Raw genomic sequence first — 14,826 nt, 5'->3', positions numbered from 1 at the left:
TCATGCAGGATTACTCTGAGCCCATTCTATCCAGCAAAAAACAGCTATCCCGAAGGTACCCCTTCTGAATAGCTGTTATTTCCTGCTTATTTTGCGTAATCCGTAACTCTTGATTCGCGAATTACGTTTACTTTTATCTGTCCCGGATATTCCAATTCGAATTCAATCTGTTTTGAAATATCTCTTGCCAGCAATACCATATCGTCATCAGATACTTGTTCTGGAACTACCATTACACGAATCTCTCTACCTGCTTGAATTGCAAAAGATTTATCAACGCCCTTAAACTGGTTCGTGATATCTTCTAACTGTTTTAATCTGTTTGTATATGTTTCCAATGTTTCTCTTCTCGCACCCGGTCTTGCCGCAGAGATCGTGTCTGCCGCCTGAACGATGCATGCAATCAGAGTCTCTGGTTCTACATCACCGTGATGCGCTTCTACTGCATTGATAATTGTAGGTGATTCTTTATACTTTCTACATAAATCCACACCAATCTGAATGTGTGAGCCCTCTACATCATGATCAATTGATTTACCAATGTCATGTAAAAGTCCGGCTCTCTTAGCCAAACGGACATCAAGTCCGATCTCGCCTGCCAGAAGTCCGGAAAGTTGTGCTACTTCAATAGAATGCTTGAGTGCATTCTGTCCATAGCTTGTTCTGAACTTCATTCGTCCAAGAAGTCGAATCAGTTCCGGATGAATACCATGTACACCAACTTCCAACGCTGCTGCTTCACCTTCCTCGCGGATCATTGTATCCACTTCTTTTTGTGCTTTTTCTACCATTTCTTCGATTCTCGCCGGATGAATTCGTCCGTCAACAATCAAACGCTCCAGGGCAATTCTTGCCACTTCTCTGCGGATCGGGTCAAATCCGGATAAAACAACCGCTTCCGGAGTATCGTCAATAATTAACTCCACACCGGTCAATGTTTCGAGGGTACGGATATTCCGACCTTCACGTCCGATAATTCTTCCCTTCATCTCATCACTCGGAAGCTGTACTACAGAAATTGTAGTTTCAGCAACATGATCTGCAGCACATCTCTGAATCGCCGTCACGACGCATTCCTTCGCTTTCTTATCAGCCTCTTCCTTCGCCTGATTCTCCAGCTCTTTAATCATTTTCGCAGTGTCATGTTTCACATCATCTTCAACAGTTTTCAACAGATAATCTTTTGCCTGTTCGGAGGTAAGTCCTGAGATTCTTTCTAGTTCCTGTACTCTTTGTTTGCTAAGTTCTTCTACCTTTGCTTCGCGCTGCTTAATCGCTTCTTCTCTCGAAGTAAATGCCGCTTCCCTGCGTTCCATTGCTTCCGAACGCTTGTCAACGGATTCCTCTTTAGAAAGGACTCGCTTCTCATAACGTTGTAACTCTGCCCGACGTTCTTTGGTTTCCTTCTCGAGTTCGTTCTTCGTTCTGATCGATTCCTCTTTTACTTCCAAGAGAGCTTCCTTCTTTTTTGCTTCTGCCGTCTTCAATGCATCATCTATGATTTCTCTTGCTTTTGTATCAGCATTTCCGATTTTAGAATCCGCATCACTTTTTAACTTCGACACGGTAGCAAAATAAGTAATCGGCACCGCCACAATAAGTGTGACAACCACAGCAATAATTATACTCATTATTGGCACAGGAGCACCTCCTTATTTAGTTTTCATTGTACAAATACAACACTTAAATTCTATACTGTTTTCACAAATATGTCAAGCATTCCGTGCCAAAACTTGTATCACTTGACGATTAGGGCTCAAACGCCTTTTTTATGTCCGTATAGCGAAAGCCTTTGCGTGCCAGACTGGCATATGCTTTCTGCAAGCTGACAGGATCCATCTCTTCCGGATTCCAGTGCTTTTTATGCATGATCTCCCGAATTGCCTCCCGATCCGAATGCTCTGCATAAACTTCTTCCAGAACCTTGTCAACGAGTTCTCCGGACACGTTCTTCTGTGCAAGAAGTGCCTCGATCTCACGGCGGCTCTTCTTGCCCTTCCTGCTCTCAATGAAATTTCGGACATAGTTCTCGTCATTTATGTATCCAAAAGACTTCACATACGCAATCGCCGCTTCCGTCACGTCCTCCGGATATCCGTTCTGTCTGAGCTTCTGCCTGAGCTGCTCCTCCGTTCTCGCCATATCCGTCAACAAATGCATGGCTCTCAGCTTTGCCCGTTTCAGAAGTACTTCCTCTTTCAGTCTGCTCCAGATCTCATCCGTAATTTCGCTGCCTTTCTCAAGGCCATAACTCTTCAGATCCGTTTTATAGAGCATACATACATATTCTCCATCTAAATACATCCTGAATTTTGTCTTTGTGACCGACTCTATTTCCGTAATAATCATGCATTCTCACCTGCCGAATCAGTCTTCCTGTGTCTCCGGGGCACCCTCGCCAAGTCCGTAATGCTCTCTGACCTTTTCTTCTACTTCTTCCATAATCTCCGGATGAGAAGCAAGATAAGTCTTTGCATTTTCCCTGCCCTGTCCGATCTTCTCTCCGTTATATGCATACCATGCACCGCTCTTATTGATCACATCCACGTTTGCGGCAAGATCAAGGATATCTCCTTCTCTGGAAATTCCTTTTCCGAACATGATATCAAACTCCGCTTCTTTGAACGGCGGCGCGATCTTATTCTTCACAATCTTGACACGGACACGGTTTCCTACCATCTCACCGCCCTGCTTCAGAGTCTCGATCCTTCTTACATCCATACGCACAGAAGCATAGAACTTCAGAGCTCTACCTCCCGTAGTGGTCTCCGGATTACCGAACATCACACCGACCTTCTCACGAAGCTGGTTGATGAAGATCACTACACAGTTCGACTTACTGATTACCGGCGTCAGTTTTCTGAGTGCCTGGGACATCAGACGCGCCTGAAGCCCGACATGACTGTCTCCCATGTCACCTTCGATCTCCTGTTTCGGTACAAGTGCAGCTACGGAGTCCACAACAATGATATCGATCGCTCCGGAGCGCACCATCGTCTCCGTGATCTCCAGTGCCTGGTCACCGCTGTCCGGCTGGGAAATATATAATTCATCAATATCCACACCAATATTCTTCGCATACACAGGATCCAGCGCGTGCTCCGCATCAATGAATCCTGCAATTCCTCCGCGCTTCTGGACTTCGGCGATCATATGAAGTGCGACCGTCGTCTTACCACTGGACTCCGGTCCGTAGATCTCCACGATACGTCCCTTCGGTACGCCGCCCATTCCGAGCGCAATATCGAGACTCAGGGATCCTGTCGGTACAGTCTCCACCTGAACCTGTGCGGCCGGATCCCCCAGCTTCATCACAGTTCCTTTTCCAAAATCCTTCTCCAGTTTTGCAATCGCTGCATCCAGCGCTTTCTTTTTATTCTCATCACTCATTGCTGCCATAATTCAAATTCTCCTTTATCTTTACTGAATTTTCTCATCAAAGTTTACTTTTGGAATTCCGACTCTATCGAACGAATGTTTGTCGTAAATCAATAATAGTACATACGTTCTGTTTTGTCAAGCAGTTTTGTTCTTATTATGACGAATGATCTATTGCAGAACCGAACCACAATGCCATCGTCATCTCTCTGAAAATGTGCCACTCAAAAATGGTCCACCGAACCATTTTCTCATATGCATGGCAACTGAAAACGGAAAGGATCAAAATACTCTGATCCTTACCTCCTTGAATGATACCATACCAAAATCTTCTTTACAAGCAATTTCACGGATCCTGTTGCGATAAAAAGCTGTACCAGAAAGAAGCAACACTTCAGCCGCAGAGCCAAAGTGTTGCTTCCAAATCAAATATAAGAAATCATTCTATCCAAAGATTTCCCGCACTAAATTTCAAACCATTCCATATCCTCCGGAACATACAGATTTCCGTGATAATACGCTTTTCCCTCAGCCGTATACAATTCCTTCCTGTTCTTCAGATGGTCTTCCTCAGTGTGATACAAAATCAAATTTGCCACGCCCAGCCGTTCGGCAAGTTCACATGCTTCCCGCACCGTGCTATGGTGTTTCTCGTAAGGTTTGTATCGATCGGCCTCGCTATATAGGCAGAATGCCTCATGCATCAGCCAGTCGCTGTCCTTTACATACTCGTATTCGCATGGGTTATAGGGTTCGTCTCCGCAGCAGGAGAGCTTTGTGCCGCCGGGTAGGATCATGGAGAATCCGTACTGTTTCGCTTTCGTCGACTGGATATCAAAGAAGGTGACCGGACAATCCATGATCATCTTCCGGTCCCCGTTTTCCAGAGGAATCATCTGAATCCTTTCTCCGATATGCTTTGTCACCTTCTTCTGAATAGTGAGCTCCGCGATCGTCACCACCTTATTTACCAGATCCGAATGGCAGTAGATTCTGAGATCACCCTCATATTTCCCCTGATTCATCTTCTGTCCAATCATACGGATCAGCCAGATAACGCCAAGAATATGATCAAGATGTTCGTGAGTCAGGAAAATATCGTGGATTTCTTCCAACGGTACCTGTGCGTCCTTCAGCGCTTTTAAGATGCGGTTTCCACCGCCACCGTCTACCAGAAAATGCCTGTGTTTATCTGACAATACGAAACAGGTGTTAAAATATTCCGTCACCGCTGCATTTCCAGTCCCTAACACCGTAAGTTTCATGGTTATTCCTCCTCTTGTACTTCGTAGTACTTCATCAGTGCCTGAGTTCCGAGATCTCCCAGCCCTTCTGCCTCAAGCTCCTCGTAATTTGCAAGAACAAGACTGAGCATCTCCAGACTGAGTCCGCTGATATTTGCCTCCACCAGCGCCAGCTTCATATCTTTGATGAAATGCTTCATAAAGAATCCCGGTGCATAATCCTCCTCCAGGATCTTCGGTCCGAAGGTGTCGAGCTGTTTGCTTCCCGCTGCTCCTGTGGAAACCGATTTTAATAAAGTCGGCATATCCAGACCTTTCGCTTTCGCATAGCTCAGAGCCTCGCAGACTCCTGTAAGGGTTCCCGCGATCATAATCTGGTTGGCAAGCTTCGCATGCTGGCCGCAGCCTGCTTCACCCTGATAGTTGATATTGGTTCCCACGGCCTCAAAAAGTGGCATACATGCCTCGAAATCTTCTTCCTTTCCGCCGACCAGAATGGATAAGGTTCCGGCCTTCGCCCCGGTATCCCCTCCGGTGACCGGCGCATCCAGCACATGAAATCCTTTTTCTTCCCCTTCTTTACTAATCTTCACAGAGATCTGTGGACTGGTCGTCGTCATATCAATCAGATAAGCACCGGCATCTGCAGATTCCAGAATGCCTCCTTCATCGAAGTATACTTCTTCCACATCCTGCGGAAAACCAACGATCGTAATGACCGCCTCGCATCCCTTTACGCAGGCAGCAATTGAGTCATGAAACAGGGCTCCTTCCCCGATTACATCTTCCACCTTTGCACGATTTCTCGCATAAATATGCAGTTCAAATCCTGCCTTCATCAAATTACGCACCATGGATTTTCCCATGATCCCTACACCGATAAATCCTACTTTTCTCATTTCTTGATTCCTTTCCTTTTCCCGATTCCGCCTGTTTTACTCCCAAATATTTCCGGGAAAACCCGATAAAGCGCCTCTGCCACACCATCTTCCTCATTGGAAGCTGTGATCATATCGGCAGCCGCCCTGCAAAGCTCACCCGCATTAGATACCGCTACTCCAAGTCCTGCTTCCCGAAGCATTTCGCTGTCATTGTCCCCGTCACCGAACGCGATGGCCTCCGACGGGTCGATCTTCAGCATTTCCAGAAGTTTCTTAAGTCCGGCATGTTTACCCGCCGCCTCGTCCGATATTTCGATCAGATGCGGGGCACTGGTCGTCACATAGATTCCGGGAATCGTTTCCCGAACCAGCTTCAGGATCTCGTCTTTTTCTTTTGGATTTGCGATCACATCCATGCAGTCCAGTTCCTTCTCATGCTCCTTGAGAAAGCTCCGGATATCCGGTACTGCATGACGGGTACTTTGAATGTAACCGCGAATCTCAGGCCGTACACCAAACATCTCAGGGCAGTCAAAATAGTCCTGACCGGTGTACGCCTTTCCGTCGATGAATGCCTCGTAAGTCACAGAATAATGTTCTAAAAGTGCAAACACACTCCTGACCACCTGGCTTTGAAGCTTCAGGGACCAGATCTGTTCCCGTTTCTCGACATCCATCAGTACCACGCCGTTGGAAGTGATCGCATACCGGATCCCGTCCATTTTCGTGATGCACTCCGGAAATGCCCCAAACGGCCTCCCGCTTGCCGGGACCACCAGGATTCCCGCCTCGATCAGCCGTTCAAGCGCATCCCGCGTCGTCGCAGAAAGCGTACTCTCCTCATTCAGAAGCGTTTTATCCAGATCGGAAACTACACATTTGTATCTCATCTTGTTTCTCCAAACTTCCCGGAAACCGAAGAAATTATCTCTTTTCTACGACCTCGCCCTGCTTTTTATAAATACTGTTTGCCGGAACATAGCCTCTTACCATGGAAAGTGGATAAATATTCGTTCCTTTTCCAACCACGCTTCCCGGATTCAGAACCGTTCCGCATCCGACTTCCACATTATCTCCCAGCATCGCGCCGAATTTCTTCATACCGGTCTCAATACCTCCCTCCGGAGTCTTGATCACAACCAGCTTCTTATCAGATTTCACATTGGACGTAATCGAACCGGCACCCATGTGGGATTTATATCCGAGAACCGAATCACCGACGTAATTATAATGTGGAACCTGCACTTTGTTGAAAAGAATGACATTCTTAAGCTCAGTGGAATTTCCCACAACAGCGCCTTCCCCTACAATCGCATTTCCGCGGATAAATGCACAATGACGGATCTCCGCTTCCTTTCCGATGATCGCCGGGCCGCCGATAAATGCAGTCGGAGCCACCTTTGCGGACTTTGCCACCCACACATTTTCACCGCGCTTTTCATATTCTTCCTCCGGAAGTGTGGCACCCAGTTCTAAAATAAAGCTGCTGATCTTCGGCAGTACTTCCCATGGATAGGTAACACCTTCAAAAATGTCCTTCGCAATCGTCTCTTCCAATGTGTACATTTCTTTTACAGTCATTTCTTTCATTCTTTTTTCCCTTTCCCTTTTTCTGTGTTCTTCACAGGTTTTTTATAAAACTCAGCCGCCTTGTCATAACAGCCTCTCAGTTGATATTGGTTATTTAAACCCAGCACGCCGTTTGTACGGGTTATAATGAACTGCTCCAGCTTTCTCATATATTCATCCGGCGTGATATCACCGTCTGCAACATATGTGAGCCCCTTTTCCCAGCTCGCAGTCAGTTCCGGATTCAGAAGTGACTTGATAGAATGGTCCACCACATCATAGATCATCTCGCCGAGAAGTGTCGGTGTGATCACCTGTGTCTTCTTGTTCAGCGCCAGGTATTTGATGTTAAATAATTTCTTCAGAATCTCCGCGCGTGTGGCACTGGTACCGATTCCGCTACCTTTAATCTGTGCGCGCAGCTCTTCATCCTCGATCAACTGCCCCGCATTTTCCATCGCAAGGATCATAGAACCCGAATTATATCGTTTCGGAGGAGAGGTTTCTCCTTCTTTGATCGCAAGGCCTTTCACAGGAAGAACCATTCCCTTTTTCAGCTTCTGAATACATTCAAAAAACGCCGCATCCAGATCCTGTGTTTCATTCTCCCCATCCGAAGCCGGATTTTCAGAAGACTCCGCATCGACGGCAGTTCCCTTTGGCGATGCCGCTTTCTTCCCCGGGATCCCCGCCACCTTCAGATATCCCTCTTCAGCCAGCACACGGAAGCTTGCAAAAAACTGTTCTTCCTGCATCTGTGTCGTCACAGCCACTTTCTGATATACTGCAGGCGGATAGAAAATACTGAGAAATCTCCGTACAATTACATCATATACGTTTTTCGCCACCGGCGCAACCGAATTCAAAGCCGGCAGCCCCTGTCCGGTGGGAATGATCGCATAATGGTCCGTAATCTGTTTATCATTGACATACCGTGTCTTCGCGAGATTCTTGTAGCTGCCGAAATTCAGAATGTCCTGCATATAAGGCGCCGCCACAGGATATTTGCTCAGCCCGTTCAGATTCTTCGTGATTTCCTTCGCAACCGCAGTGGAAAGCACACGGGCATCCGTTCTCGGATAAGTCACCAGCTTCTTCTCATATAATTCCTGCACAATGCGCAGCGTTTCGTCGGGACTGATCTTGAACCGTTTGGAACATTCATTCTGCAACTCTGCCAGGTTAAATAAAAGAGGCGGATTCTTCTTTTCTTTTTTCTTTTCGATGGAAAGGATCTTCGTCTCCGCAGGCCCTTCATTTAGGTGTGCGATCAGGTTCTCGGCATCCTCCCGCTTCTTAAATCCATTTTCTTTATACAGTTTCGGCGATTCAAAATAAAGGGAGTCCTTCACCGCTCTCCACTCACCGTCAAAGCTGTGCCCGTCCACATCCACACTCTGCAGGACACGGTAGAACGGAGTTTTGACGAATTCACGAATCTCACGCTCGCGGCGCACCACCATCCCCAGTACACAGGTCATCACGCGTCCTACGGAAATGACGGTGTAGTTATTTCCCAGATAACCGGAAATGCTGTTCCCGTATTTGAGTGTAAGAAGTCGGGAAAAATTAATTCCCATCAGATAATCTTCCTTGGCCCGAAGATAAGCGGAAGCCGAGAGATTGTCATACTCGGACAGATCCTTCGCCTCCCGGATCCCTCTCAGGATCTCTTCCTCCGTCTGGGAATCAATCCAGACCCTGCGGCGTTCTTTTCCCTTCACATGAGCCATCTGCTCCACCAGCCGGTAAATATATTCTCCTTCCCGTCCGGAGTCGGTACAGACATAGATCCGCTCCACATCTTCCCGGGTGAGCACACCTTTCACAATCTCAAACTGTTTCTTCACAGCCGGGATTACTTCATATTTATATTCCTTAGGAATAAAAGGGAGCGTCTGAAGGCTCCAGCGTTTGTATTTCTCATCATAAGCTTCCGGATAACTCATGGTCACCAGATGCCCCACACACCAGGTCACGATGGCTTCATCCGCCTCCAGATACCCGTCCTTTCTTTTTAAATTCAGGTGCAGCGCCTTGGCAAATTCCTGCGCAACACTCGGTTTTTCGGCTATATAAACTGATTTTTTACCCATAAATAATTACAAATACTCCTGTCCGTCCTATCGATGTTGTTTTCCAAAGAACCATTTTAGAATCCGCACCCACAGACCTGCTTCATCCGCCTTTTTCGGTCTCTTTACCGTAAGCGCTTCCTTCATGAAATACTCCTGAGCACAGACTTTTTTGGTCCCTTTTTCTTTCTTTTTATAGCTGCCGTCACTTTGCAGCTCACGTGCTTTCTGGTTATCCTCCAGCATGATTTCCAGCATATGTACCAGCTGGTCTTTGATCCGGCTGTCGTAAACCGGGCAGGCCACTTCCACACGTTTTTCGGTATTTCTCGTCATCATGTCCGCTGAGCCGATGTATACCTTCTGATCCGGTCCTTCTCCAAAACAGAAAATCCTGGGATGTTCCAGAAAACGTCCAACAATGCTGGTCACTTTCAGATTTTCCGTATAACCCGGCACGCCCGGAAGGATACAGCAGATTCCCCGGACGATCAGATCGATCTTCACTCCGGCCTGAGACGCTTCCGATATTTTGCGGATAAAATCCACATCCGTCACCGAATTCATTTTCATGACGATCCGCCCGGAGGCACCCTTTTTGATTTCCTCATCTATGAGATGCAGGATCTTCGGTTTCAGGCTTGTCGGCGATACGATCAGATTCTCATAGCTCCCGTTCAGATTTCCGATCGACATATTTTTGAAAAATACGGACGCATCATTTCCGATGCTCTTATTTGCCGTAATCAATGAAACATCGGTGTACATTGCAGCCGTCTTCTCGTTGTAATTTCCCGTACCCACCTGCGTGATATACTGAATTTCATTCTTGTTCCGGTATGTGATCAGACAGATTTTCGAATGCACCTTGTAACCATCAAATCCATAGATCACCCTGCAGCCTGCCTCCTCAAGCCGTTCCGACCAGTCAATGTTATTCTGCTCGTCGAACCGTGCACGAAGCTCGATCAGTACCGTGACCTCCTTCCCGTTTTCAGCCGCCGCACAGAGATATTCCACCAGTCTTGCTTTCTTTGCAAGACGGTAGATCGTGATCTTGATTGTTAGAACCGACGGGTCCTGAGAAGCCTCTTTAATCAGACGCAGAAACGGATCCATACTCTCATATGGAAAGGATAAAAGAACATCCTTCTTTTTTACCTGCTTCATCACACTGTCGTCGGTCAGGTAACGGCACGGCTGCGGGGTGAACGGTTCATCCACCAGCGGACGCTTCATGGAAGACGGCACTTTATCCATAATCGAGAAAATGTAATCCAGCTTCATCGGCATTTTGGTCCGGAAGATCTGAGCCGGGGTGATCTTAAATTTATCGCAGAAATACTTTTCCGCATCTTTGGAAAGCGGCTCTGCCGTCTCCAGACGAACGACCGCCATTCTGCGACGTTTATGAAGCGTCTCCTGCATACGGAATCGGAAATCATCGTTGATCTCCAGGGATTCGTCATCCGGGGAAATATCCGCATTTCTCGTCACGCAGATATAGTTCCGGTCTGTAACCTCGTATTTTTCAAAGATCAGATCCAAATATTCCATCAGCACCTTCTCCATCCGGATATAACGGATGTCATGCCCCGGCAAATACAGAATGTCGGATACAAACTGCGGTACCGGCACGATTCCCAGCATGGACTTGTTGTCCTGCTTCAGATTGGCGATTACATACAAGGCTTTATTCAGAAGATGAGGAAACGGATGATTCGCGTCCACGATCTGTGGCGAAAGGATCGGCAGAATCTGATCTTTAAAATACTTCTTAACGTACTTCTTTTCCTGTGCTCCCAGTTCCTTTATGGAAAGCCCGCAGACACCATACGGGCTCAGCAGCTTTTTAATCTCAGAGTATGTCTTGTCGCGCTCCTTATATAGCGGTGCCACTGCCGCAAAAATCGCATCCAGCTGTTCTTTCGGCGTCATGCCCGAACGACTGTCAACCGCCGTATGATCCGTCTGGGCCATGTCATACAGGCTCCCAACACGGATCATAAAGAACTCATCCAGATTGCTGGTAAAGATCGCAACAAATTTCATCCGCTCCAGAAGCGGAACCGTCGGATCCTGTGCCTCTTCCAGAACCCGGTGATTGAATTTCAGCCAGGAAAGCTCTCTGTTCTGTGTATAATTCAGCATTTCTTTGTCCATAATCCTTCCCCCTGTCTTGCCTGATACCGTGGCAAATATCTTCCCCTATAAAATAAGTTTAAAAAGGCCGTAACATTTGTTCAAATGAAACGGCCTATCAGATGTTCTCTTATTTTGCCTTGATATATTCCTTCGCAACAAGTGTCTCTGCACACAGGATTGCTCCACCTGCCGCTCCACGTACTGTGTTGTGGGAAAGTCCTACGAATTTCCAGTCAAACAATGTGTCTTCTCTCAGACGTCCGACCGTGATTCCCATACCATTCTCATAATCCACATCCAGTTTTACCTGCGGACGGTTATCTTCTTCGAGATAACGGATAAACTGCTTCGGCGCACTTGGAAGCTCCAGTTCCTGCGGAAGACCCTTAGAGTTTTCCAGTTTTTCAAGAAGCTCTTCTTTTGTCGGGCTCTTTGCAAAGTTTACAAATACCGCTGCGGTATGTCCGTTCAGAACCGGAACACGGATACACTGGGTCGTGATCACAGGCTCTTTCGCTTTCACGATCTGTCCGTTTTCCACTCTGCCCCAGAGACGAAGCGGTTCCTGTTCACTCTTCTCTTCTTCGCCGCCGATATACGGAATAATATTTTCTACCATTTCCGGCCAGTCTTTAAAGGTTTTTCCGGCTCCTGAAATTGCCTGATACGTTGTAGCTACAACTTCGGTCGGTTGGAATTCTTTCCAGGCGGTAAGCACCGGTGCATAGCTCTGGATCGAGCAGTTCGGTTTTACGGCTACGAATCCGCGTTTTGTTCCGAGACGTTTTCTCTGAGCCTCAATCACTTCAAAATGCTCCGGGTTGATCTCCGGTACAACCATCGGTACATCCGGTGTCCAGCGATGTGCACTGTTATTGGAAACAACCGGTGTCTCTGCCTTAGCATAAGCATCTTCGATCGCACGGATCTCTTCTTTCGTCATATCGACCGCACTGAAAACAAAATCAACAGTAGATGCAACTTCCTCTACTTCATTAATATTATGTACGATCAGTTTCTTTACTTTCTTCGGCATCGGAGTGTCCATTTTCCAACGGTCTCCAACTGCCTCTTCATATGTTTTGCCTGCAGAACGCGGGCTTGCTGCTACAGTGACAACCTCAAACCATGGGTGATTCTCCAGAAGGGCGATAAAACGCTGTCCAACCATTCCGGTCGCTCCAAGAATCCCAACTTTTAATTTCTTTTTCATCGCTTTTCCTCATTTCTTTTCTCTATTTTGTCTTTAGTCGGAACACATTTGTACGTGTTCCAAGTATAATAACCCATTTCCCTAAGAAATGCAAGCTATTTTCCATTCCAAATCCGCGTGCCATGTACGCTGTTGGCACGTAGCCGGCAGTAAATGCTGGCTACTGTGTGAACAGTAACTATATTAGCACTCTTCCAGATATTTCGTATAGATCTCAATGACCTTACGCATCGCATCCGGTCCCGGTGCTCCGATCGTCTTCCGCTTGTTCACACAGGTCTCCATGCTGATTGCGTCATAGATGTCTTCCCCAAATACCGGTGAGATCGCTTTGTATTCTTCCAGAGACATATCATCCAGCGCAATTCCCTTATCGATACAGTAGAGAACCAACTGACCTACGATCCCGTGTGCATCCCTGAACGGCACTCCATGATTCACCAGGTAATCCGCCGCATCTGTGGCATTGGTGAAACCGTGGCGTGAACTCTCGTTCATCCGCTCTTTGTTGAACTTCATTGTAGAGATCATTCCGGTAAATAGGGCCAGACAGCCCTTCGCCGTGTCGATCGCATCAAAGATCAGTTCCTTATCCTCCTGCATATCCTTATTATATGCCAAAGGGATTCCTTTCATCGTTGTCAGAATCGACATCAATGCACCGTAGACACGTCCCGTCTTACCGCGCACCAGCTCGGCAATGTCCGGATTCTTCTTCTGCGGCATGATGCTGCTTCCCGTACTGTAGCTGTCATCAATCTCGACAAACTGGTACTCATTCGAATTCCAGATGATCACCTCTTCCGAAAACCGGCTCAGATGCATCATGATCGTGGAAAGCGCACTCATCAGTTCGATCAGATAATCCCGGTCGGAAACGGAATCCATACTGTTGAGCGTCGGCCCGTCAAATCCAAGAAGCTCTGCCGTATAGTTCCGATCCAGCGGATAAGTCGTTCCCGCAAGCGCTCCTGCTCCCAGCGGACAGGTGTTCATCCGTTTATAAATATCCTTCAAACGCGAATGATCCCGCTTGAACATTTCAAAATAAGCTCCCATATGATGCGCCAGCGTCGTCGGCTGCGCTTTCTGCATATGTGTAAATCCCGGCATGATCGTATCAACGTTCTGCTTCATGATCTCCAAAAGCTCCCGCAAAAGATCCACCACCAGTCCCTGCAGGGAAATAATCTCACTCCGGATATACATCTTCATATCCAGTGCCACCTGGTCATTCCTGCTGCGCCCGGTGTGGAGCATCTTACCCACATCCCCGATCCGCTCGATCAGATTCGCCTCCACAAAACTGTGTATATCTTCATATTTATCTGTAATCTCAAGTCTGCCGCTCTCCACATCGCGGAGAATACTTTCCAGACCTGCAATAATTTCTTTCTTCTCTTCCTCAAACAGGATTCCCTGCTTACAAAGCATCATCACATGGGCGATACTTCCCTTAATATCCTGTTCGTAAAACCGTTTGTCGAATGAAATGGACGCATTAAAGTTATAAACGAGCTGATCCGTCTCCTTCGTAAAGCGTCCTCCCCATAACTGTGCCATCGCTTTCCCTCTTTTCTGCCTTTTCATCACTTAGTAAACCTTTTTGAGTGTACCACAGTTTTCCTACTTCTGTAAAGTTTCCATCCGCTCTTTTTTCGAGAAAATACAGCCACAGTAATCCTGCCTGTATAATCCATACTCTCTGGAGAGCTCGGTAGAACGCTTATATCCGTTCTTCTTTTTAAAATCAGACGGAAGATACGCAACCTGATATTCCGCCGCCAGACGCTCGCCGATTTCATTGAGCTTTGCGGCATTTTTCAGCGGACTGATGCTGAGCGTCGTGGTAAAATAGTCAAATCCGCCCGCTGCCGCCACCTTTGCCGCTTCCCTGAGTCTCAGCTCATAACATTTAAAACAGCGCTCGCCGCCCTCCGGCACCTGCTCCAGCCCTTTTACCATGGCATAAAATTTCTCACTGTCATAATTTCCCGCAAGAAAATGAACCGGATACTTCGCAGGCATTTCCCGGATCAGCCGCTCCTGTTCCCGGATTCTCTTATAGAATTCCTCTTCCGGAAAAATATTCGGATTATAGTAAAACACCGTGATCTCAAAATACTGCGATAAATATTCCAGTACATAACTGCTGCACGGTGCACAACAGCTGTGGAGCAGAAGCTTCGGGACCTTTTCTTCCTCTTCCAGGCATCCGATCACCTTCTCCATCTCCTTCTGATAATTCCTGTTCACTTCTTCCCTACTCCTCTCTTCTTTCCTTCCCGGATCTTATATGTTTCTTCGTATTTCTTATCAAA

General features: G+C 47.1%; 12 protein-coding genes. All 12 read right to left on the bottom strand.

Annotated features, from left to right (window positions below):
• Nucleotides 1–86: 86 nt before the first annotated feature.
• The 12 genes from rny to ACTNB3_RS06585 all read right to left on the bottom strand — a co-directional run bounded on the left by rny (nt 87) and on the right by ACTNB3_RS06585 (nt 14,737).
• A complete protein-coding gene (gene rny, locus ACTNB3_RS06640) occupies nt 87–1,631 on the bottom strand; it encodes a ribonuclease Y (RefSeq protein WP_427807063.1) in 1,545 nt (514 codons plus the stop codon).
• 118 nt (nt 1,632–1,749) lie between these two features.
• Nucleotides 1,750–2,349 carry a regulatory protein RecX gene (locus tag ACTNB3_RS06635; protein WP_427807064.1) on the bottom strand — a complete coding sequence of 200 codons (600 nt, stop codon included), beginning with the start codon at nt 2,347–2,349 and terminating at the stop codon, nt 1,750–1,752.
• 18 nt (nt 2,350–2,367) lie between these two features.
• On the bottom strand, nt 2,368–3,390 hold the full coding sequence (gene recA / locus ACTNB3_RS06630) for a recombinase RecA (protein WP_441017398.1): 1,023 nt from the start codon (nt 3,388–3,390) through the stop codon (nt 2,368–2,370).
• 452 nt (nt 3,391–3,842) lie between these two features.
• Entirely contained in the window at nt 3,843–4,643 is an 801-nt protein-coding gene (locus ACTNB3_RS06625) for an MBL fold metallo-hydrolase (protein ID WP_427807065.1), read from the bottom strand.
• 2 nt (nt 4,644–4,645) lie between these two features.
• On the bottom strand, nt 4,646–5,521 hold the full coding sequence (locus ACTNB3_RS06620; protein ID WP_441024849.1) for an NAD(P)-dependent oxidoreductase: 876 nt from the start codon (nt 5,519–5,521) through the stop codon (nt 4,646–4,648).
• Nucleotides 5,518–6,393 (bottom strand): HAD family hydrolase, encoded by an 876-nt coding sequence (locus ACTNB3_RS06615; RefSeq protein ID WP_441024847.1) that lies wholly within the window; start codon nt 6,391–6,393, stop codon nt 5,518–5,520. The genes ACTNB3_RS06620 and ACTNB3_RS06615 overlap by 4 nt, the downstream gene beginning before the upstream one ends.
• Nucleotides 6,394–6,427: 34 nt before the next feature.
• The gene (locus tag ACTNB3_RS06610) at nt 6,428–7,093 is read right to left on the bottom strand and encodes a UDP-N-acetylglucosamine pyrophosphorylase (RefSeq protein WP_427807068.1); all 666 of its coding nucleotides are present in this window, start codon (nt 7,091–7,093) and stop codon (nt 6,428–6,430) included.
• Nucleotides 7,090–9,168, bottom strand: coding sequence for a DNA topoisomerase (locus ACTNB3_RS06605; protein WP_427819778.1), 2,079 nt, complete (start codon nt 9,166–9,168; stop codon nt 7,090–7,092). Before ACTNB3_RS06605 ends, ACTNB3_RS06610 begins: the two co-directional genes overlap by 4 nt.
• A gap of 27 nt (nt 9,169–9,195) precedes the next feature.
• Nucleotides 9,196–11,310 (bottom strand): polyphosphate kinase 1, encoded by a 2,115-nt coding sequence (ppk1, locus tag ACTNB3_RS06600; protein ID WP_441024846.1) that lies wholly within the window; start codon nt 11,308–11,310, stop codon nt 9,196–9,198.
• Nucleotides 11,311–11,419: 109 nt separating this feature from the next.
• Nucleotides 11,420–12,505 carry an aspartate-semialdehyde dehydrogenase gene (asd, locus tag ACTNB3_RS06595; protein WP_441024844.1) on the bottom strand — a complete coding sequence of 362 codons (1,086 nt, stop codon included), beginning with the start codon at nt 12,503–12,505 and terminating at the stop codon, nt 11,420–11,422.
• Nucleotides 12,506–12,688: 183 nt separating this feature from the next.
• On the bottom strand, nt 12,689–14,068 hold the full coding sequence (argH, locus tag ACTNB3_RS06590) for an argininosuccinate lyase (protein ID WP_427807072.1): 1,380 nt from the start codon (nt 14,066–14,068) through the stop codon (nt 12,689–12,691).
• Nucleotides 14,069–14,131: 63 nt separating this feature from the next.
• A complete protein-coding gene (locus tag ACTNB3_RS06585) occupies nt 14,132–14,737 on the bottom strand; it encodes an epoxyqueuosine reductase QueH (RefSeq protein ID WP_441024889.1) in 606 nt (201 codons plus the stop codon).
• Nucleotides 14,738–14,826 lie beyond the last annotated feature (89 nt).

The organism is Bariatricus sp. HCP28S3_D3 (assembly GCF_052065755.1).
Lineage (GTDB): Bacteria > Bacillota > Clostridia > Lachnospirales > Lachnospiraceae > Allocoprococcus.
This window is presented reverse-complemented; position numbering and strand designations above follow the sequence as displayed.